Here is a 22,009-nt window from a genome sequence, read left to right as displayed (position 1 = left end):
GATTCGTTTGTTTAAAAGAAGGGGTCGTAAACCAGCAGGTATTCTCGTACTGGTATTGATGCTGAGCACGCTTTTGGCGGCATGCGGCGGAGGAACAACTTCCGGCGGTGCTTCAGGAGAAAATACAGACAACGGTTCAGCACAGCAAAATGAAGGAAGCACCACAACAGCTTTGTCGGGAACGATTGAAATTGACGGTTCCAGTACATTGCATCCGTTAACTGAAGCCATTGCTGAAGAGTTCGGCGCAGCAAACCCGGATGTCCGCATTCCGATTGGAACAGGCGGAACAGGTGGCGGTTTCAAACGCTTCAATAATGGAGAGATTCCAATTTCCAATGCATCCCGTCCTATTAAAGACAGTGAAGCTGAAGAAGCAAAATCCAAGGGCATTACCTATCATGAGGTTCTGGTAGCTTATGACGGACTATCCGTTGTTGTTAACCCGAGCAATGAATTCGTAGATAAATTAACGGTAGATGAGCTGAAGAAAATTTACGAGCCGAACAGCACTGTAAAAACATGGGCTGACGTTCGCGAAGGATGGCCGGCAGAGGAAATCAAAATTTACTCTCCTGGTACAGACCACGGAACATTCGACTACTTCACAGAAGCGATTAACGGTGAAGCGCAAGCAAGCAGAAACGATAGCCAAATCACGTTCAGTGCCGATACAAACGCAGTCGTACAAGGGGTTGCTGGCGACAAGAACTCCATCGGATACTTCGGATTCTCCTTCTATGAAGAGAACCAAGACAAATTGAAGCTGGTTCCGATCGATAACGGTACGGCTACAGTAGCTCCAAGCATGGAAACGATCAAGGATAACAGTTATGCTCCATTGTCCCGTCCGCTGCTGCTCTATGTAAACGATAAGGAGCTTGAGCGTCCGGAAGTGAATGCGTTCATGAACTTCTACCTTGATAATGCCGCTAGTCTTGCTGGCGAAGTTGGTTTCGTACCGCTTCAAGATGAACAGTATCAAGAAGAAAAAGACAAGTTGGCAAAATAATTAAAGACTTCATGCCCGAAGGGAATCCTTCGGGCAACCCATAGAAAGGGAAGAGGAGAATGAACAAAACTTCACCCGTGGCGGCAAACACTAAAAGCATGACATTCCGTCGAAGCAAAACACGCCTCTCAGACAAAATCGTTCCAATCCTGCTCGGCTTGTGTGCCATGCTTTCGGTGTTTACCACCATCGGTATTGTATATACGCTTCTACAGGAATCCGTGATCTTCTTCAAAGAAGTGCCGGTATGGTCCTTCTTGACTGGAACGACATGGAGTCCAATTCTCCCTCCAAAAGAATTCGGCGTGCTGCCCTTGCTGGGCGGCACATTGCTGATTACAGGCATTGCGATCATTTTCGCAGTGCCTATCGGCTTGGCATGCGCTATTTATCTCAATGAATACGCTCCTGCCCGGGTTCGGGGGGTTGTAAAGCCAGTGCTTGAAGTGTTGGCTGGTGTACCAACGATTGTTTACGGATATTTTGCGCTTGAAACGGTAACACCATTCCTTCAAAAGATTTTTCCCGACATGGGGATATTCAATGCGCTTAGTGCGGGTCTCGTGGTCGGCATCATGGTCCTGCCGATGATTTCGTCTTTAAGTGAAGACGCGATGCGTGCGGTGCCTAAGAGCCTTCGTCACGGGGCATACGCGCTGGGTGCTACCCGATTTGAGGTTGCACTGAAAATTGTACTGCCTGCCGCTTTATCGGGGGTTGTATCGTCCTTCGTATTGGCATTCTCGCGCGCGATTGGCGAGACGATGATCGTTACGGTGGCTGCAGGTGCTACGCCGCAGCTGACACTGAATCCGCTGGAAAGCATTCAGACGATGACTTCTTATATTGTTCAGGTAAGCATGGGAGACGTTCCGCGAGGAACGATTGAATACGGCACGATTTTTGCGGTAGGTCTGACCTTGTTTGTCATCACCTTCTTGCTTAATATATTGGCGCAGTGGGTCGCTCGCCGCTTCAGGGAGGAATACTAGATGAAACAATTGAATCTGGGGGATAGCAAAGGAATCAACCGGAGACGTCTGGGTGACCAAACGCTGCATATGATATTCCTGGCTTGTACCAGTATCGGTATTCTAGCCTTGATGGCTTTGATTGTTACGATCGTGATGGATGGCGTTCACAGACTTTCACCCGATCTGTTCACGAACTTTCCGTCACGTATCGCGGATAAAGCAGGCCTGAAATCGCCGATTGTCGGCACGATTTATTTGCTCCTGCTCATGGCCCCGCTGTCTTTTGTATTAGGCGTGGGCGCGGCAATCTTTCTTGAAGAGTATGCGGGCCGCAGCCGCTGGGTTCGGCTGATCCAGCTGAATATCAGTACGCTTGCAGGGGTTCCTTCTATTATATATGGTATCCTGGGACTGGCGATTTTCGTGCGCGGCATGAATCTTGGCCGCAGCCTGTTGTCCGGGGTATTAACGATGACGCTGCTGGTGCTGCCAATTATTATCGTTGCCGCTCAGGAGGCGCTTCGCGCCGTGCCTAAGAACAGGCGCGATGCTTCTTATGCGCTGGGCGCAACGAAATGGCAAACAGTATCCAGCGCCGTGCTGCCATCAGCGATTCCTGGAATTATGACCGGGGTTATCCTGGCCTTGTCTCGTGCGATCGGCGAAACCGCACCGCTGATCATGATTGGTGCTTTAACGTACGTGGCCTTCTTGCCGGAAAATCTGCTCGATTCGTTTACTGTCATGCCGATCCAGATCTTTAACTGGGTATCAAGACCAAGTGAGGCTTTCCATGAGCTGGCGGCTTCGGGTATTATTCTGTTGCTCATCATGCTGTTCATCATGAACATTGCAGCCGTGTGGATCCGGAACAAGTATTCGAAGAACATCTAAGAGACGCATAAAGCAGATCTAATCGTGAAAAAGGAGACATGAATAAGATATGGAATCCATCATACAGATTAAGAAATTAAACCTTTACTACGACACGTACCATGCGCTTAAAAACGTGGATCTGGACATTCCGGAGAAAACGGTGACGGCGTTCATCGGACCGTCGGGCTGCGGTAAGTCTACGCTGTTGCGCACGCTGAATCGCATGAATGACATGATTCCTTCCACTCGGATTGAAGGCAGCGTGCAAATCGGAGGAACCGAAATCTACAGCGAGGAAGTCCACGTTGAAGCCTTGCGCAAGCAGGTAGGGATGGTATTCCAGCAGCCGAATCCGTTTCCTAAATCAATTTATGACAACATCGCCTACGGGCCGCGACTCCACGGTATCCGCAATAAAGCGGAGCTGGACCAAATCGTGGAACAGAGCTTGAAACAAGCCGTGCTGTGGGATGAAGTCAAGGATTATCTCAAGCGGTCCGCGCTGAGCTTGTCCGGCGGCCAACAGCAGCGTCTATGCATTGCCCGGGCACTTGCCGTACAACCGGATATCCTGCTGATGGACGAAGCAACTTCCGCGCTGGATCCGATCTCGACCCTAAAAATCGAAGAGCTGGTGCAGGAGCTGAAGAGCAAATACACCATCGTCATGGTTACGCACAACATGCATCAGGCAGCACGCGTATCCGGGCAGACAGTATTTTTCCTGAATGGCGAAGTGGTTGAATCCGCAAACACCGATACGCTGTTCTCGACGCCGTCGGACGCACGTACCGAGGATTATATCTCGGGCCGTTTCGGTTAAGCCATTATCACGACAATGATCTTTCTTAAAAGTAGATAGGAGGAGCATCACACATGATCCGGAGAATTGAGTTTGATCAGCAGCTTGATGAGCTGAGAAGTTTGCTGCAGGATATGGGCAAGCATATGGAGGAGGCACTGGCAAACAGCGTGGAGTCCCTGCAGACCTTGGATGCGGAGAAAGCGCAGGCGGTTATCAAGAACGATGTGCAGTTAAACAACATGGAAGAGCAAATCATGGACATCGGCTCCCGCCTAATCGTGACCCAGCAGCCTGTGGCAAAAGATTTGCGCCGGATTTTAGTTGCTTTCCGGATTGCAAGCGATTTGGAGCGTATGGGTGACTTGGCGCGGGATGTCGCTAAAGTGACGATCCGTCTGCAAGGCCAGAAGCTGATCAAGCCACTGGTGGATCTTCCGCGGATGTCGGATTTGGTGCGCGCGATGGTTTCGGAATCCATCGAATCCTATCTGACGGAAAATACGGATCTGGCTTATAAAATGGCCCAGGACGATGATCAGGTCGATCATTTGTACAGCGTGATTTTGCAGGACCTGTATGCGCATCTGACCTCCGATCCGGATTCGGCCAATCAGGCGATGCTGCTGATCATGGTGGGACGTTACATCGAACGGATCGCCGACCATGCAACCAACATTGGCGAGAGCACGGTGTACCTCGTAACGGGTCATCGTCCCGACCTCAATCAATAGCATAATGATAAGTCAAACGCTGGCGAAAGCTGGCGTTTTTTTTGCGAGCATTTAGAAAACTCCAGCGAAGCGAGACTATTCTTTAATCGCATTTATATGTTTTGGGGCCCCCGCAAAGTATTTGGAATAAGCATCTAAGCACAGGCTCCACTTTGTGGGGTTATTTTGCGTAAATCACGAATTCACCGTTAATCGAACGGATTGTTCGGAATTGGCGGTAACCTATGTTATCATGTGGAAAGGAAGTAATATTGGTGCGAGGTGTTCTATGGACAAGCTGATTTTAATTGATGGAAATAATATCATTTACCGGGCATTCTTCGCGATGCCGCCGCTGACCAATGCCAGCGGACAGCAGACGAATGCGGTTTACGGCTTTACGACGATGCTGCTTCGCTTGATTGAGGAACACAAACCGACCCATATGATGGTCGCATTCGATGCAGGCAAGGAAACGTTCCGGCATGCGGATTTTCAGGATTACAAGGGTGGCCGCCAGAAAACGCCTCCCGAGCTCTCCGGACAATTCCCGCTGCTGAAAGAGCTGTTGAAAGGCCTTGGCGTCTCCCAATTTGAAATCGGCGGATATGAGGCCGATGACATTATCGGGACCATTACCCGTCAGGCTGACGAAGCTGGTCGGAAGGTGATGGTTGTATCCGGGGATAAGGATATGCTGCAGCTGGCTTCGGAGCATACCACGATCGCCATGGTCCGCAAGGGCGTTACCGACATCGAGTATTACGGACCGGAACAGATTAAGGAGCGATATGACCTGACGCCTGATCAGATTATCGACCTTAAGGGACTGATGGGCGATGCTTCCGATAACATCCCCGGCGTTCCAGGAGTGGGTGAGAAGACGGCTCTGAAGCTGCTTCATGAATTTGGATCCGTTGAAGCCGTGGTGTCACGCACCGACGAGCTGAAAGGCAAGATGAAAGAGAAAATCGAAGAGCATGCGGATTCCGCCATACTCAGCAAGAAGCTGGCTACGATCTTTCGCGAAGTTCCGCTGGAGCAGTCGCTGGATGACATGGCGTTTACAGGGTTGAATGAAGAGACGGCAGGGCCCGCACTGGCGAAGCTGGAGTTTAAATCGCTCATTGAACGGTTAAACCTGAGCACAAGCGGAGTGGGCGGGGATGCGGCTGAGTCGAAGCCCGAAGCGAAGATTGAAGTGACCCTTGTAGACACGAAGGGGCTTAAGGAGGTTGCGGATAACCTGGCCCACGTCACTATACTCCATGTAGAGACGCATGGGGACAATCCCCATCATGCCGAGGTGATCGGGCTCGCACTCGCTACGGAGGAACGGCAGTACTTCATTCCGTTTGAGGTTCTGAAGTCGGAAAAAGCCGAGCCTGTTCGTGCTTGGCTTGCCGATGGCGGGATCCCTAAACGCGGATATGATCTGCACCGCATTGATCTGGCCCTCCACTGGCAGGGCATTGCTTTTGCCGGCGCGGCATTTGACGTTCATCTGGCTGCCTACCTGCTGGACCCGACCGAATCGAATCAAAGTTTTAGCGGTCTGGCCTCCAAATACGGGCTTGCGTATCTTCAAGCCGATGAGGATGTATTCGGTAAAGGGGCAAAGTACAAGGTTCCCGATATGGAGAAGCTCAGCGAGCACATGGCCAGAAAATGCCTGGCTGTATCCGAACTGGTTCCCGTTCAGGAGAAGGAGCTGGCTGCCAATGAAATGCTGCCGCTGTTCCATGAGCTGGAGATGCCGCTGTCCCGCATTCTGGCCGATATGGAGAAGCAGGGAATTGCCGTGAATGCGGAGGATTTGAAGGAGCTGGGTCGAGAGTTTGAAGGACAGATCGAGAAGCTAGTTTATGAGATATATGAGATCGCCGGAACGGAATTCAATCTTAATTCGCCTAAACAGCTGGGTGAGATTCTGTTTGTGAAGCTGGAGCTTCCGGTCATCAAGAAGACCAAAACCGGTTATTCCACCGATGCCGAGGTGCTCGAGAAGCTGGCGCCTTATCACGATATTGTCCGCTTGATTCTGAAGTACCGTACCTTGGCCAAGCTGCAATCCACTTATGTGGAAGGTCTTCTGAAGGAGATTTCGTCACAAACGGGCAAAGTGCACACGTACTATCGTCAGACGATTGCCGCGACGGGTCGTCTGAGCAGCCAATATCCGAATTTGCAGAACATTCCGATCCGTCTGGAGGAGGGCCGCAAGCTGCGCAAGGTTTTCGTTCCGTCCGAGCCGGGCTGGAGCATTTTGGCGGCGGACTACTCCCAGATCGAGCTGCGCGTGCTTGCGCATATCTCAGATGATGAACGGCTGAAGGAAGCCTTCGTCCACGATATGGATATCCACACGAAGACCGCGATGGACGTGTTCGGAGTCGGCGTGGATGAGGTGGACTCCAATATGCGCCGATCCGCCAAGGCGGTTAACTTCGGCATTGTGTATGGAATCAGCGACTATGGCTTGTCCCAGAACCTGAATATTACCCGGAAGGAAGCTGCGGCCTTCATTGACCAGTATTTCGAGGTGTTCCAGGGCGTCCGGCGTTATATGGACGTGATCGTCAAGCAGGCGAAGCAAGACGGCTATGTGAAGACATTGCTTGAACGCAGACGCTACCTGCCGGAGATTAACGCCAGCAACTTCAACCTGCGGTCTTTTGCCGAGCGGACAGCAATGAATACGCCGATTCAGGGAACCGCGGCGGACATTATCAAGCTGGCCATGGTCCATATGGACAAGGCGCTGCATGATCGTCAATTGAAGAGCCGCATGCTGCTTCAGGTGCACGATGAATTGGTGTTCGAGGTGCCGGAGGATGAGCTGGAGATCATGAAGGAATTGGTACCGGAAGTGATGAGTCAGGCACTGAAGCTGTCGGTACCGCTGAAATCGGAAGTCAGCTATGGCGAGAACTGGTACGAAGCGAAGTAAAGTTATACAATATGTTAGCCGATAGAGAATCGTTTATAGGGATCATGGCGTGAAGAGGGGCGCATTATGCACCATACCTTTCCACAAAACCATGGTCCCGCTCTGTCCTAACTTCCGGTATAATGGGAGATGAGGTGAAGACATTATGCCGGAATTGCCGGAAGTAGAAACGGTGAAACGAACACTTAACCAATTGATTAAAGGTAAGCATATAGATCATGTATCCGTACATCTGCCGCGGATTATTCAGCGTCCTGATGATATTGAGGCATTTGCGTTTATGTTGAAGGATCATACCGTGGAAGGTGTAGAGCGCCGCGGGAAATTTTTAAGGATATTGCTGGACGGACTGGTCCTCGTCTCGCATCTTCGGATGGAAGGGCGTTACGGGTTGTACTCTGCCGAGGAGCCGGTGGAGAAGCACACCCATGTTATACTCCATTTCTCGGACGGGACGGAGCTGCGTTATAAGGACGTACGCCAATTCGGAACGATGCATCTCTTTGCAACGGGGGAAGAGTTTCAGCATGCTCCTCTTGCCAAGCTGGGGTATGAGCCGCTGGATGACACGTTTACGTTCGAAACTTTCAAGGAAATCATCGGCAGCAAAAAAACGAAGATTAAAGCGGTGCTGCTGAATCAGGCATATGTGGTCGGCATCGGCAATATATATGTCGATGAGGCATTGTTTCGAGCCAAGATTCATCCGGAGCGTAACGCCAACAGCCTGAAGGATGCCGAGCTCAAGCGATTGTATCATGCCATTGTGGATACACTGTCCGAAGCCGTAGAAGCGGGTGGTTCCTCCATTAAATCCTATGTCAATGGACAGGGTGAAATGGGGATGTTCCAGCATAGTCATCAGATTTACGGACGGAAGGACAAGCCGTGTCATACATGCGGTGGACCGATTCATAAGATCGTGGTTGGCGGACGGGGGACCCACTTCTGCCCGAAGTGTCAGCCGGTTAAGAAGTAATCCAATAGGCGTGCACCTATTCCTATCCCTACACATATAATGTGGAACATATGTGGAGCGCATGGAGCTGCTCTTCTTCATGAATGAGCCGTTTGATGTGGAGCTTACGAGGAGGGAAAAGGGTGCTCAGTCATATTTTCTCGTCTGCGCTGCTGGCCATGGCATTAAGCCTGGACGGATTCGGTGCGGGGGTTACATACGGTCTGCGCAAAACAAGGATACCGCTGCTGTCTGTATTAATCATCTCGCTATGTTCCGGCTTGGTGCTTGGCGCCTCCATGCAGGCGGGCGCGCTGTTACAGCGGTTCTTATCCCCATCCGTGGCGTCCGTGATCGGAGCCGCCATTTTGATTCTGCTGGGCTTATGGTCTCTATATCAGCAAGTTCGCAGAAAAAACGAGTCAGATGTGCAGCCGGTTTCCAGTAAGGATATTTCGAAGTCCCTTATGGAAACGAAGGCATCTGACCATCAAGTGAAATCAAGACGTGAGGTTAACACGGCAGGTCAAGTGCATCTTCAGCGGGCGGTATTCTCTCTTGAGATTCCGAAGGTCGGGGTTGTCATTCAAATTCTCCGCAGTCCCTCGAAGGCGGATCTGGACGACTCCGGCAGCATTTCCCCGTGGGAGGCGATGTGGCTCGGGATCGCGTTATCGCTCGATGCGTTCGGCGCAGGGCTTGGCGCTGCCATGCTGGGCTTCTCACCGTTAGGTACCGCGGCTGTTGTTTCCTTGTTTAGCGGGATATTTCTGGTGCTGGGCATGAGGGTTGGTTTACGTTTTGCATCCAAGGGCGGCATGCGTTTTATCTCTTATTTGCCTGCTTTTTTGTTAATCGTCATGGGTATAATGAAGCTGTTATGAGGTGAAGTCATGAATATCGGTTTAACCGGAGGAATTGCAACTGGCAAGAGCACCGTGTCCTCCATGTTGACCATGAAGGGAGCACTTCTCGTCGATGCGGATCTCATCGCCCGGGAAGTTATGCTCCCGGGTCATCCGGTGCTGGGTAAAGTGACCGAACATTTTGGACAAGCGATCCTGTTTGAGGACGGTACGTTGAATCGAAAAAAACTCGGGGAAGTGATTTTCCATCATCCCGAGCAGAGAACGGTATTGAATGAGATCACGCATCCGGCGATACGGCAGGAAATCCGAGAACGGACGGAAGCGTATGAGCGGCAGTATCCCGACCGGCTGGTCGTAGCGGATATTCCGCTGCTGCTTGAGGCCAAGGAGCATTATTCTTATCTTGACCAGATCGCTGTTGTTTATGTACCGCGAGAGCTGCAGCTTGAGCGTCTGATGGTACGCGATGATCTTAACAGGGAAGCGGCAGAAGCGCGTTTAAACAGTCAGATGGATATCGAGGAGAAGAAGCGTCTGGCGGATATCCTCATCGATAACAGCGGAACAGTGGCCGAAACACAGCAGCAGGTGGACAACCTGTGGGGCAGGTTGGTTAGTCTATGAAGTGGCTCCGTAAAAAAAGAGTGCTGCTTCTGCTGTTTGTCTCTTTTGTAGCGCTTCTGTATCTGAGCTCGAACTGGATGACCTTGCTGTATCCGATTCATTATAAAGATGAAATACGGAAGCATGCCGCATACTATGAGGTCGATCCGTTCCTGGTGGCATCCATCATTCGTGTGGAAACGAACTTCAAGCCGGGTAAGGAGTCCAAGAAAGGCGCGCTGGGCATTATGCAGCTGATGCCGGATACGGCGAATTGGGCGATGGAAATGGCCAAGCTGCCATCGGTAAACCTGCTGAACGTAAAGAATGAAGTGGATGCGAATATCCAGCTGGGCACCTGGTATATTCAGAACCTGCACAAGGAAATGGACGGCAACCCGATTGCCGCCATCGCCGCCTATAATGCAGGCCCCGGGAACGTCAAGAATTGGATCAACAAGGGCATGTGGGATGGAACCTATGAGAATGTGAAGAGTATTCCCATCGGGGAAACCCGCCACTATGTACAGCGCGTGATTTATTATTATAATCAATATACGGATGTGTATAAGGACGGCTTTTAACGAAAAAAGAGCGCTGGACAGGCTCTTACATGAGCCGTCCAACACTCCTTTTTTAAGGAAGAATCAATTATTGACCGGAGAATTGACCAGCCAATTGTTGCTCGGCCAGGGTTACAAGACGCTTTGTGATGTATCCCCCGATCGAACCGTTCTCGTAGGAAGTCATGTTACCTTGGTATCCGTCTTGTGGAATGGAGATACCAAGTTCTTGAGCTACCTCGTACTTCAATTGCTCAAGAGCAGCGTTTGCGCGAGGAACAACCAGGTTGTTGGAGTTGTTGTTGCTTTGTGCCATGTTAAGTTCACCTCCTTGGGTTGGTAAAAGTATTATGTCTCGGGTTTCGCATTTTCATAACATAAAAGAAAAAAGTTTTGCTGGTAAATTTTTCATTATCGCCATTGAGGCTAAAATACGCTGAAACAAAGGAAGTGAAGATGACTTTATGAAGTGTCCATATTGCAGTTATGCCGGAACGAAAGTGCTGGATTCCAGGCCTGCCAACGAGAATAAATCCATCCGCCGCCGCAGGGAATGCGAACAGTGCAGCAAGAGATTCACAACCTTTGAGATGGTGGAGGAAACGCCGCTGATTGTTGTGAAGAAGGATGGAAGCCGCGAAGAATTCAGCCGGGAGAAGGTACTCCGCGGTTTGATCCGAGCATGCGAGAAGCGCCCGGTATCCGTGGACCAGCTGGATATGATCGTATCGGATGTCGAGAAGGCACTGCGCAATACCGCAGCAGCAGAGGTGGAGAGCCGCCAGATCGGGGAGCTTCTGATGGAACGGCTGTATCCGGTCGATGAGGTAGCGTACGTCCGGTTTGCGTCCGTGTATCGGCAGTTCAAGGATATCAATATGTTTATGAAGGAACTGAAAAGCCTGCTGTCCAAGGATACGGACGGTCAGGAGCTGTAAGAGCGCCAGGGTTCTGCGTGATCCAGGTGCTCTTCCGGTGCTCTCAAGGAGCCCATCCTCATCATCGATAAGTGACATTATATAGAGAAGTAAAAGGGATACAGCACGTCATCAAAAAATGTGAAAAACCTGTTGACATGCCTGCTGATTTTTTATATGATATAGAAGTCGCTTACGGGGCCTTAGCTCAGCTGGGAGTCCACGTATGTTAAAAGTACTACCATCACATGTATCAACTAAATATTAACACTTAATAAAAAGAACCATTAACGAACTATATTACATAAATAGATGGTTAATGGTTCTTTTTTTAGTTTTTAATACTCTCTTGGTAAATTTATTCAGTGGTACGAATAATCCAAATTGTAAGAATATTTAACAGTAATTTTTCAGTTACCGTCAGGTTGAGGGCTACTGAAAGGGTGTGTGTTCAATACATTCCCTTGTGGGTTATCGGATTCGGCGTATCTGCCGTATCCAAATTGTTGTATATATTTCTAACCTTTTGATTCAGAAGGCTAGAGCCGTGTCACTTGGTGCCATGACGTATTAACGATACTGTTTACTATGAGGTGTGTCGAGCATACTCCATAAAGAATAAGACTTTTCCGAGAAATCTCGGAAAACCTCAAAGGCAACCATTAATACAGTTAAATGTCCATAATGTTCGTGTTTTAAATGTAGGATTTTTTTCTATTTAGACTATATCTATGTTGACAAAAATGTCCATATTGAGAATACGAACATTATACATATAAAGCTGTTAAACATTACAATTTTATTGCTTGGCGATTTCGCCAATCTCAGGCCATATATATTTCTGTATTAACCAGTTTGGTTAATACAGAAATAATTCGGATATCGCGATTTTACGACATCCGAATTATACATTGAATAATACAATCAGTTATTCAATTTTCCCTGAACAGGTATCTCTGATTTTATGGTATAATTCTCCTATATAACTAATTAAGCAAGATGGAGGTCTTCATGTGAAAATCGTAGTCGGTAGTGCCATCATGGCCCTAGGTTCCCTTTTTGGGATCTACGCTGATTCAAAATTTTTTTATCTAATTCCTGTTGGTATAATCTGGTTGATTATTGTTATAGCATCAGATGTCAATAAGCATAAGGAAAAACTAAAAGGTATTTCGGATAGACAATACAAGATCGAAAACTACTCACCAACTCAGCAATTTACCTCAAATAATAAAGTCATCTCCATAGATGAAAATTCAAATAAACTTGCCATTTCAGATGAACAGAATGATTATGTAATTGATTTCTCTGATATCATCGAATCCGAAATTGTTGAAAATGAATCTTCAATAACTAAGACATCGCGGTCTTCTCAATTGGGTGGAGCACTCGTTGGTGGGGTGTTGGCTGGTGGTGTTGGAGCGGTTGTTGGAGGTCTTTCAGGTTCCAAGAGAAGCGAAACTGCAGTTAATAGGATTACCTTGAAAATTGTAGTCAACAATCTTCAACAACCTAATCATAATATCGATTTCCTTAATAGCAGCATTGCATTAAAATCCGATAACCCAACACTAATCAATGCGAGGGAAACTGCTGATCATTGTTATGGTATAATCAGTGTAATCATTAAAAGACAGTCATCAGCTGTTTAGGCTTGGTGGATAAATTGCAGATGTAGGTAGTAAATCTGCAATTTAGTAATTCAATAAAATAAAAATATAAAAATATCTTTACATTCCAATCATCATCATATATACTGTGAATATGAGGTACAAAACTTAAAGGAAAGGAGTGATGAATATGACGACTCAAGAACGTGTAATGAAGCTGATTGAAGATAGAGGAGTTAAGAAAGGTTTTCTTTCGAACAAAATTGGAGTTAACCAGCCGTACTTTTCTAATTTTCTTAGGGGACAAGTGGAATTGAAAGAAGATAAAATTGAAGCATTGAATAAGTTGATTGATTCGTACTATCCATATTAATGAAATAAACATAAACAAATACATATAAATGGAGGAATTAAGAAATGGGAAGCATTGAATCATTATTCATCGGTGAACAGGCAAAGAATTTAAGGGAAGCAGCAGGACTGACATTAGATCATATCGCAACATCACACAAACTAACCAGTGCCGATTTGAAAGCTTTCGAAAATGGGGAACTTTATTCATCAGAAGTCATAAACAGTCTCTATCAAATGTACTTTCAAGCAATTGAATCTCACTATGCAAAACAGGAAAAATCGTTCTTGAAGTTCATTGAGGAATACTGTCAAAAAAATGACCTCGACTACACAGCATTACTCAAATCTTATTATGACTCTATTGCTAATGTAGCTGTAAATAATTCGACTAAAGAAGAGGTAGTTGATAATTTAGGTACATATATATTCGCGGCTAATACATACAAAGATTTGTGTTTAAAATCTAATAAATCAACTAATCTCTTACTTGAAAGAATCAACCAACTGATGAGAAAGACAGAAGAAATGCATAATCGTTATTTAGAAACACACAGCGATTACACAAGAAATTCGAGCAAGGCCGAAATATTGATTCAACTTATCTCTGCAAGTGAGTATAAAGAGGATGTTTTAGAAGGTATTCGGGAAAACATGGGACTCGAAAGAGAAGACGACTTTCCAGAGCATGAGGAAGAAGCATACAAGGAGTTACTTCATGATATTGAAACGTATTGGGATTTTTTAAATAAGGGAGAATAAAAATGGATAAGAGTATGGCATTATCAGCTGATTTACAAGTAATTACAGCTGAGATTAATAGTTACAAACAGATCGCGGGGCAATCGGTATTTGAGATTGGGAAGCGACTGAAGCATGTGAAAGAAAATGACCTTGCGAACGGAGAGTTTAAGCAATGGGCTAAAAACAATTGCGACTTCGATCCTTCGACTGCATCCAGACTCATCCAGGCTTACGAACAGTTTGGAGATGCGATGTCGCATCTAACGACAGGAAAGATCTTCGAAATGCTCTCACTACCCGAAGTAATTGATCGCTATGAGTTCATCGAACAGGAACATGTGGTTCCTTCCACTGGAGAGTCCAAGAAGGTTGATGATATGACAGTCAAGGAACTTAGAGAGGTTAAGAAGGCTTTAAAAGAAAAAGAAGAACAAATAAAGGCTCTTGAAAGGGATATTGAGTCTCAAAATGAAGCAATAGAGTCCCTCAGAAATAAGCCTCCACAAATTATACGTCAAGAAGTTGAAAAGGAAGTTATCCCAGAAAATGTTAAGAATGAACTGGAACAATATAAGAACATAAAAACAAGGCTCAAAGACATCGAGACTGAACGTGACAGATATATTAATCAGGCTAGAGATCTGGAAGAAAAGCTTAGAGAAAATCAAACCGATTACGGTGATATGTCACCAGAAAGTAAGCTATTTTTGAAGAAGAGGTCTAGTATTCAAAATCTTGTATATGAGCTAGTGGATAGTATTAAATTTTTATCAATCACGCCTCCAAGAGATTTGAGTGATATGTACACATCTGATGCGATTGCGATGTTTGACACCTTGATAAAAGCTGCAGGCGATGCCAGAGACTCTTTTATTAACAAAAATCATAAATTCATTGATGCTGATTTCACTGTCATAGACCAATAATCAACTAAAAAAAGGGAGAATAAAAAATTATATGAGTAATTTAAATAATATTTATCAAGAATCAAAGGATTATCATGAACTAATTGTAAGACGTGACGAAATGGATAATAGCATTAAAAAGGGTCAGTTTGAGAAAATACTTGAGGAAAGTGCAGCACTCGTTTTTGCATTTCAAGGTGACAGAGATATATTTAAGTTCTCGGGTATCCCCCGATGCGGTAAACTCGCTGTTAATAAGATTTCTGAGAAAATTACAGAGATACTATCAAAGACTAAACTAGACAGAATGTCATTGTTGAATTTATATGACATTACTTTAGAGGTTCATCTTGCTACCGAACATTTTCCTTCTGTTCAAAGCATCATTAAAACCGATCAAGATAGAGATGAATACATCAAAACTCTTTCTTATTTCGTGGCTAGACATATTCTTATACATAAGTATCGTTTGAATAGAATTACCAATAGTGACATGAAAACAATTGTTGGAGATTACCTGGATATTAGAAACGCAAATAACGGCATATACATTGGAATGCATCAGATTTCAAATAAATTGATCGAAGGGGATTTAAATCCTAGACAAGCAATGTTTAAACTTGAGGAAATTATGTGGGAGCGAAGAACCAACCTTGCAAAAAAAGCAATCGCTTATAACGGTGGTTACCTTTATAATCAATCAATGTTGATGGGTTTAAACGAGAACGAAAACGAAATCCTCAAATTTAATTATCGCTACAAAAAGAAGAAACTTAAAAAAGTTAATTAAAATAAACATAAACAAACAGAGTAAAAATACATATCAATATGAGCTGTCTCATTACAGGCAGCTTCTACCCATATATAAGGAGGTACGACTTGTCAGGAATCAAATGGATACATATCAAGAATGACGCTGTACGAGACGGTAATATCAATCCCAGGGACTTTTGTGTGTTGCTGGCACTCAAATTGTTTTCATATGACGGAGAGAGCGAGAAGGATTCATTTCAGATAGATAACCGATTGCTTAGGTATTGGACTAATATCAATGATAATGTAACTTTGAAAAAATCGTTTAAAAATTTGTACACTCACGGCTATATCAAAAACGAAATAACAACACTAATCCAAAATAGGCCAACATTGGTCGAGCTAAACATGAATAAAATTAAAGCGGAAAAAGGCTTCACTAGAGTGCCTATTAAGTTATTGGAAATGCTAAGGGATAATGAAATCACTCATGCAGGTGTAAGGCTGATTTATTATTACGAGAGTATGATTTCAAGGTCGGATTCACGTAAGGACTTTTGTTATCCTTCAGAAGTCCGCATCTGTAGTGAGACAGGAATAAAGTCACCTAAAACAGTTAGTAGTCATAATGAACTGCTTAAGAAGCTGAAACTGATTAAGATAACTAACCATCGACTCGAAAGTCATGGATACTCAATTGACGGAGATCATCACAACTCAAGATTTAATAATCATTATGAAGTAAGATTAGATCCTCTAATTAATATGTAAATGTTGCAATATAAATTTCTACAGGTAATTTATCGAACAACTACTGAAAAACATCGATGAACGATAGGTAATTTATCTAAGAACTACAGGTAATATATCGACGACAGATTACCCACTAAGAAGTATATATAAAAGTAAACTATAAAACCATATATAAAATCAGTATCTAAGAGCAGGTTGGCGGCGTTGCCTTAACCTTCTCTTCCGTTGATGATTTTGCTTCGCTTAGTTTGTTGAAATTAAATTTTGAAATTGGAGGTTTTAGAGATTAGTTTAGATAAACAGGTAATGTTGTATTCGGTGGACACAGCTGCATTTTATACAGATGATGAATTTGAATTGCAAGAAAAAATGTATCAACTGAATCGAGAAATTAAAAAGTTGAAAACTGATAGAAGTGAGTACATGTCTGAGTCTGATGAATATAAAGAACTTTCTGGCAAGTTGAAGGAAATGAATAAAGAATATAAATTAATTAAACATTCTCTGCAATCATTGATTCTCTCCAATTCCTCGACAAGAAGACTAAGATCTGATGCGGTAGCCGATAAAAACATTATCTCGGTGTTTGATTCTGTACTAACACGCACATTAAGAAATAAGATAAATGAACTGACAATGGATATTGTAGTAGTTCAAACCTATTTCTTTGAAGTCCTAGATAATCTGATTACTTATGGTTTTGAGTATAATGGTGACAAATACATATGTTTGACAGCAAGTGCTGGACAAATTCGAACAAAGAAGACGGTGTTCATTAAAGAAAAATTATTTGAACGTCACAAAAACAGTTTGATGTGTGGTCTCACTTTAGAGAAGATTAACGAACTTGGTGGAGTTAATATAAATAAATACTTAGCGTATCTAGCACTCTGTAATAGTGCTACTGATGAATGGACTGACTTTAATATTGACCGAGTAATTGTTGTGGATGATTTCGAATCTAATGTACGAGGTACGGTCGATTATATCGACAGCGAAACATTTGAAATTACACGACAAGAGATGGATATACCTATTGAACATACAGATGGCTGTGGAATGATTTTACCAAGGAAATCAAAACGTGCAATGATGGTTCGTCTTCCCTGGGTCAAGGGATTACTTATTCCGTTCCCTTATGATAAGTTCGTCCGTGAGCAAAACAAACTTAAAGAAAGGTCAACTCCATACGGAAAAGTAAAGGATATCTACGGTAAAGAATACGACTTAATCAAAGACAAGATTGAAGTGATATTCACAAAAAGTCAATTTAAAATGTGGAAGTATTATCAATCATGGGATGAATACAAAACCTTGTATAAGAAATTTAACTGCCATGCAGGCAAATGTAATGAAGAAGAAGACAGATTGAAAAATGCAAAACTAAATTATCAAATGCTACAGACGCTTACTGACATGACTGACGATGAATTAATTGAACTAAGCGCTAAAACTGTTAAGAAGATTAGAGATATTGGATCAAACAAAGAGGTAATGCTTGAAGTACTTGGTGTGGGGGAATGGAATACTAAAAAGAATCACTTTCAACAAGCATTAGAACTATATCCTGAACTACTGAAAGATACATATAGCAAGGAAACATTGAAACAGGCAAAAAAGGCAATCACCACTAAGGCACGTGGAGGTAAACTGTACATTAACGGAAAGTACACTTTTATAAGCCCAGATCTTTACGCTTTCTGCGAACGTCTTATACTTGGTATAGAAAACCCAAAAGGTCTACTTGAGAATGGAGAAGTGTATTGTTCTCTTTACAATAATGGTGACAAATTAGATTGCTTGAGAAGTCCACATCTCTTCAGAGAACATGCAATACGAAGAAACAAAGTAAATGAAGATATGAAGCGTTGGTTTGTAAGTAAAAGTGTTTATACTAGCTGCCATGATCCAATCAGTAAAATTCTACAGTTTGATGTTGATGGGGATCGGGCCTTAGTCTGTAGAGATGAAAAACTTGTAGAGATTGCTGAAAGGAATATGCAGAATATCGTTCCTTTGTATTATGTAATGGGCAAGGCTAAGCCGGAAATAGTAAATAACCAAAGCATATATAAAGGATTAGAGTCGGCTTACAAGGGTGGTAACATTGGTGTTGTAAGTAACGATATATCTAAGATGTGGAATAGTGAAGAAATCAACCTGGACATGATCAAGATAATGGTGCTTTACAATAACTTTGTCATTGATTATGCAAAGACACTTTTTAAGCCAGAGTTACCAAGCGAAATTAACAAAATAAAAAAGAAATACACTAAAAACAAATTACCTCACTTCTTTGTATATGCAAAAGATAAGACAGAGGACAAAGTAGAGCCGGTAAATAACAGTGTTGTAAACAAACTCAAAGAAATAATACCAAAAGTGAAACTGAATTTTAACGCTGCTAATATAGGTGACTTTGATTACAAAGTGTTAATGAGTAGGAAGCTGGTAAAGGACAACGGCTTGAAACAAATCATTATAGATGAGTACACCAAGCATGATTTGAAGAAACACAAAATTGAATTCGTTCAAACAAAAGATGATTGGACTGGAGATAATCATTATATCTTTCACAAAATAAGGAATGAGTTATTAGAAGTTGGAAAAGATTTATCATACATAGTTGACGTTTTAGTAGAATATCTCTACAAACATAAAAACAGCGATCATAAAACAACACTTTGGTCTTGTTTTGGGGACATTATTGTTGAGAACATCAAAAAGAATCTTAAAGATGGAGAAGTTCAGTGTCAGTTATGTGGAAAGAGGACGCCGTTAAAGGGAAAGTACACGAAATACTGTGATAGTTGCCGTGAAGATACAAAGAGAATTCAAATTAGAGAGCGTGTAAAGAAGCATAGATCAAAAAAAGTGTAACCATTTTAATAACGCCAAAACCCTTATATATCAAGGGAAATCAAGCTTTTAAGAGAGATTAATAAAATTAAAATAAGCAAAATATCAATAGAATAAAGGGTTTATCAATATTTTCAATAATGGTCTTTTAGGGAGTAAGATTCAGACTAATGTACAAAGTGAGAAAGATATTATCTTGTTCCCCATAAAAAAAGACGTATTTTGGTCAAAAAACTCCACACTTTTATTTTGAGAATAGAAAAAATTCCATATATTATATGGGTTTTTTAACTGCCCCGAAGGTATCCATATGATAGGGGTATGATTCCTATATTCAGTTTGATGACAAATAAATGCGTCTTATAACATCTGTGCCTACAATGTGACACTTGAATAACAATGTAATACATACCTGGCCTGCTGTGAAGCAGCCCACTGCTGAAACAGTGCAGTCATCTTTGGTTCATTTTTAAAACGTGGCTACAGCGTGACCACAATGGACCACACCTCAGCCTATGATGTGGTAGGCAAAACTTATTTTCGGAATTACTGAAGTCTGGGTACGTTGTGAAACGCCCCATAGTTACAAAGAGGACGGGGATTTAAACTCCTAGTCCTCCTCATACAAACAATAACTATGAAAAGGATGGATGTAGAAAGTGAAATTGGTTAAACAAAAAAAGTTTGGTAATTTAGTAATGGATTTTTACATGAATGAAGACAATGATATTTTTGCTACGCGTGAGCAAATTGGTAGTGCATTAATGTATGATGATCCAATTAGAGCGATATCTAAAATTCACAGCAGACACGAAGATAGATTTGTGAATAAATCAGTAGTGGTCAAACTGACCACCACTGACAAGAAGGCATATGACACAACACTTTATAATGCACGTGGTATTACAGAGATTTGTCGATGGGCAAGAACAGAAAAATCAGATGATTTCTTTGATTGGGTTACAGATGCAATAGAAGATATCCGTAGAAATGGTGTATATGTATCGGAAGATGCAACACATGAACAGCTAAAATTTAACGTTGATGGTTTCATTGCTAATCTTGACACCTGTAATGTTACCCAACTCTATGACCATATCGAGAAATTCCTCGCCTTCCACCGTGAGAAGAAAACGCGTTTTCTTTATGAGCGTAAAAATGTGAAGCGACATAAAAACAAGAAGTACAAGGATCACATTGACAGCATGGAAGAACTTCGTGACCGATTAGTTACATACTTGAACGTTAAGATTGATACATATAACAATTCTAACCAGGCAGGATTAGCACAAGAGTATGTACGAATTAGAGGAATGGTTGAATGGAAGGTTGAGAACATGCGTTATCGTTCTGCAGCGTGTAAATAATACATAGATGAGAAAAAGTGTAACCATTTTAATAACGCCAAAACCCTTATATATCAAGGGAAATCAAGCTTTTAAGAGAGATTAATAAAATTAAAATAAGCAAAATATCAATAGAATAAAGGGTTTATCAATATTTTCAATAATGGTCTTTTAGGGAGTAAGATTCAGACTAATGTACAAAGTGAGAAAGATATTATCTTGTTCCCCATAAAAAAAGACGTATTTTGGTCAAAAAACTCCACACTTTTATTTTGGAATAGTTAAAAATTCCATATAAAATAAGGGATTTTTCACAGCCTGAAAGGTCTCCATATGATAGGGGTATGATTCCTATATTCAGTTTAATGACAAATGAATACGTCTTAATAACATCTATGTAACGATTTAAACACTATATGAACAATGTAATACATACCTGGCCTGCTGTGAAGCAGCCCACTGCTGAAATAGTGCAGTCATCTTTGGTTCATTTTTAGAACGTGGCTACACTGAGGCCACAATGGGCCACGCTTCAGCCTATGATGTGGTAGGCAAACTTAATTTACGGAATTACTGAAATCTGGGCACGTTGTGAAACGCCCCATAGTTAAGATTAGCAGAGCTGAGATGATGTAAGGAAGGGGAGCCGCCTTTAATGGTTGAAGGCTCCTCTTTGCTTGCACAATAAATTAACTATGAAAAGGATGGATGTAGAAAGTGATTAAAGTGGATCAATTGGAAACAATCGAGTACAAAGGTGTTCGTGTATTACTGACCAGCCAATTGGCTAAAGTTTACAAAACTGAAGCCCAAATTCTTACCAATAATTTTAATAGAAACAAAACCAGATATACCGAAGGGAAGCACTATATCTCACTAACAGGTCAAGAGAAACGAGACTTTCTCAACCAACATCAAAATGATTTAGGTTCAAAAAAAGCATTAACGCTCTACCTTTGGACTGAAAGGGGTGCAAGGATGCATGCAAAATCACTTAACACAGATCCAGCATGGGAAGCCTATGAATCATTGGTTGATGATTACTACGATGTAAAAGAGCAGCTTGATGAGCTTACTGAGATTGCTAAGAGAAATGGCTTCGCTACCTTTGCTCAATTTAATGAGAACCGTTTTAGTGTGGGAAGAACAATCAAGACGTTTCGAGATTGTGCACCAAGGGAACTTATTGGGATTGCAGAAGATTTTAGAGATTATGTAGGCCAATTAGATGCTGGAACACGTATCAATCGTTGTAACTCTGCAATTAAGGGGTTAGAGGAAAGATACAATAAAAGTGGATATTCAGAAGCGTATCGAATCATTGCTGATGTGATGAGGATTCAACATACAACTAAAATACGCAGCCAAGCACAACAGCATAGACGTGAGAAAGAACGAATGGTAAAGGAAGTCAACAATACATAGATGAGAAAAGTAACAATAGATCAATA

The 22,009-nt window shown here is 43.0% G+C and carries 21 protein-coding genes; 20 read left to right on the top strand and 1 reads right to left on the bottom strand.

Translation table 11 applies throughout. The features are described from left to right. Positions 1 to 7: 7 nt before the first annotated feature. From AC0VZ8_RS26075 to AC0VZ8_RS26030, 10 genes are all read left to right on the top strand, one after another. Complete coding sequence (locus tag AC0VZ8_RS26075; RefSeq protein WP_071218079.1) at positions 8 to 1,012, top strand: PstS family phosphate ABC transporter substrate-binding protein; 1,005 nt, start codon at positions 8 to 10, stop codon at positions 1,010 to 1,012. A 59-nt stretch (positions 1,013 to 1,071) separates the two neighbouring features. Then, positions 1,072 to 2,004 carry a phosphate ABC transporter permease subunit PstC gene (pstC, locus tag AC0VZ8_RS26070; RefSeq protein ID WP_071218080.1) on the top strand — a complete coding sequence of 311 codons (933 nt, stop codon included), beginning with the start codon at positions 1,072 to 1,074 and terminating at the stop codon, positions 2,002 to 2,004. Next, the gene (pstA, locus tag AC0VZ8_RS26065; RefSeq protein WP_071218081.1) at positions 2,005 to 2,880 is read left to right on the top strand and encodes a phosphate ABC transporter permease PstA; all 876 of its coding nucleotides are present in this window, start codon (positions 2,005 to 2,007) and stop codon (positions 2,878 to 2,880) included. Between the two features lie 49 nt (positions 2,881 to 2,929). Beyond that, positions 2,930 to 3,685 carry a phosphate ABC transporter ATP-binding protein PstB gene (gene pstB / locus AC0VZ8_RS26060; protein ID WP_009594645.1) on the top strand — a complete coding sequence of 252 codons (756 nt, stop codon included), beginning with the start codon at positions 2,930 to 2,932 and terminating at the stop codon, positions 3,683 to 3,685. 53 nt (positions 3,686 to 3,738) lie between these two features. Next, positions 3,739 to 4,398 (top strand): phosphate signaling complex protein PhoU, encoded by a 660-nt coding sequence (gene phoU / locus AC0VZ8_RS26055; RefSeq protein WP_260068054.1) that lies wholly within the window; start codon positions 3,739 to 3,741, stop codon positions 4,396 to 4,398. Between the two features lie 268 nt (positions 4,399 to 4,666). Further along, on the top strand, positions 4,667 to 7,327 hold the full coding sequence (polA, locus tag AC0VZ8_RS26050) for a DNA polymerase I (RefSeq protein ID WP_475484937.1): 2,661 nt from the start codon (positions 4,667 to 4,669) through the stop codon (positions 7,325 to 7,327). A 145-nt stretch (positions 7,328 to 7,472) separates the two neighbouring features. Beyond that, on the top strand, positions 7,473 to 8,306 hold the full coding sequence (mutM, locus tag AC0VZ8_RS26045; RefSeq protein ID WP_475484936.1) for a DNA-formamidopyrimidine glycosylase: 834 nt from the start codon (positions 7,473 to 7,475) through the stop codon (positions 8,304 to 8,306). A 122-nt stretch (positions 8,307 to 8,428) separates the two neighbouring features. Further along, the gene (locus AC0VZ8_RS26040; protein ID WP_475484935.1) at positions 8,429 to 9,169 is read left to right on the top strand and encodes an MntP/YtaF family protein; all 741 of its coding nucleotides are present in this window, start codon (positions 8,429 to 8,431) and stop codon (positions 9,167 to 9,169) included. Between the two features lie 9 nt (positions 9,170 to 9,178). After that, a complete protein-coding gene (gene coaE / locus AC0VZ8_RS26035) occupies positions 9,179 to 9,778 on the top strand; it encodes a dephospho-CoA kinase (RefSeq protein ID WP_475484934.1) in 600 nt (199 codons plus the stop codon). Then, positions 9,775 to 10,341 (top strand): lytic transglycosylase domain-containing protein, encoded by a 567-nt coding sequence (locus AC0VZ8_RS26030; RefSeq protein WP_071218087.1) that lies wholly within the window; start codon positions 9,775 to 9,777, stop codon positions 10,339 to 10,341. The genes coaE and AC0VZ8_RS26030 overlap by 4 nt, the downstream gene beginning before the upstream one ends. A gap of 67 nt (positions 10,342 to 10,408) precedes the next feature. On the opposite strand, the gene AC0VZ8_RS26025 is transcribed toward AC0VZ8_RS26030, so the two are convergent. Further along, positions 10,409 to 10,636, bottom strand: coding sequence for an alpha/beta-type small acid-soluble spore protein (locus AC0VZ8_RS26025; RefSeq protein ID WP_053492022.1), 228 nt, complete (start codon positions 10,634 to 10,636; stop codon positions 10,409 to 10,411). A gap of 148 nt (positions 10,637 to 10,784) precedes the next feature. Here AC0VZ8_RS26025 and nrdR point away from each other — a divergent pair, with 148 nt between their 5' ends. From nrdR to AC0VZ8_RS25975, 10 genes are all read left to right on the top strand, one after another. Then, positions 10,785 to 11,258 carry a transcriptional regulator NrdR gene (nrdR, locus tag AC0VZ8_RS26020; RefSeq protein ID WP_071218088.1) on the top strand — a complete coding sequence of 158 codons (474 nt, stop codon included), beginning with the start codon at positions 10,785 to 10,787 and terminating at the stop codon, positions 11,256 to 11,258. A gap of 992 nt (positions 11,259 to 12,250) precedes the next feature. Then, positions 12,251 to 12,889: a hypothetical protein gene (locus AC0VZ8_RS26015; RefSeq protein ID WP_475484933.1), complete on the top strand. Its 639-nt coding sequence runs from the start codon at positions 12,251 to 12,253 to the stop codon at positions 12,887 to 12,889. Positions 12,890 to 13,037: 148 nt separating this feature from the next. Beyond that, a complete protein-coding gene (locus tag AC0VZ8_RS26010; RefSeq protein ID WP_475484932.1) occupies positions 13,038 to 13,220 on the top strand; it encodes a hypothetical protein in 183 nt (60 codons plus the stop codon). A 44-nt stretch (positions 13,221 to 13,264) separates the two neighbouring features. Continuing rightward, a complete protein-coding gene (locus AC0VZ8_RS26005) occupies positions 13,265 to 13,960 on the top strand; it encodes a helix-turn-helix domain-containing protein (RefSeq protein WP_475484931.1) in 696 nt (231 codons plus the stop codon). A 2-nt stretch (positions 13,961 to 13,962) separates the two neighbouring features. Next, complete coding sequence (locus tag AC0VZ8_RS26000) at positions 13,963 to 14,868, top strand: DUF3102 domain-containing protein (RefSeq protein ID WP_475484930.1); 906 nt, start codon at positions 13,963 to 13,965, stop codon at positions 14,866 to 14,868. Positions 14,869 to 14,899: 31 nt separating this feature from the next. Further along, complete coding sequence (locus AC0VZ8_RS25995) at positions 14,900 to 15,637, top strand: hypothetical protein (RefSeq protein ID WP_475484929.1); 738 nt, start codon at positions 14,900 to 14,902, stop codon at positions 15,635 to 15,637. An 89-nt stretch (positions 15,638 to 15,726) separates the two neighbouring features. Then, complete coding sequence (locus AC0VZ8_RS25990) at positions 15,727 to 16,371, top strand: hypothetical protein (protein WP_475484928.1); 645 nt, start codon at positions 15,727 to 15,729, stop codon at positions 16,369 to 16,371. A gap of 300 nt (positions 16,372 to 16,671) precedes the next feature. Then, on the top strand, positions 16,672 to 19,233 hold the full coding sequence (locus AC0VZ8_RS25985; protein WP_475484927.1) for an RNA dependent RNA polymerase: 2,562 nt from the start codon (positions 16,672 to 16,674) through the stop codon (positions 19,231 to 19,233). Positions 19,234 to 19,871: 638 nt separating this feature from the next. After that, entirely contained in the window at positions 19,872 to 20,579 is a 708-nt protein-coding gene (locus tag AC0VZ8_RS25980) for a hypothetical protein (RefSeq protein WP_475484926.1), read from the top strand. 696 nt (positions 20,580 to 21,275) lie between these two features. Then, positions 21,276 to 21,983 carry an ORF6N domain-containing protein gene (locus AC0VZ8_RS25975; RefSeq protein WP_475484925.1) on the top strand — a complete coding sequence of 236 codons (708 nt, stop codon included), beginning with the start codon at positions 21,276 to 21,278 and terminating at the stop codon, positions 21,981 to 21,983. Positions 21,984 to 22,009 lie beyond the last annotated feature (26 nt).

Source organism: Paenibacillus sp. QJM3NY_38, assembly GCF_056173265.1.
Note: the sequence above shows the minus strand (reverse complement) of the source record. Positions and strands in the feature narration are given on the sequence as shown.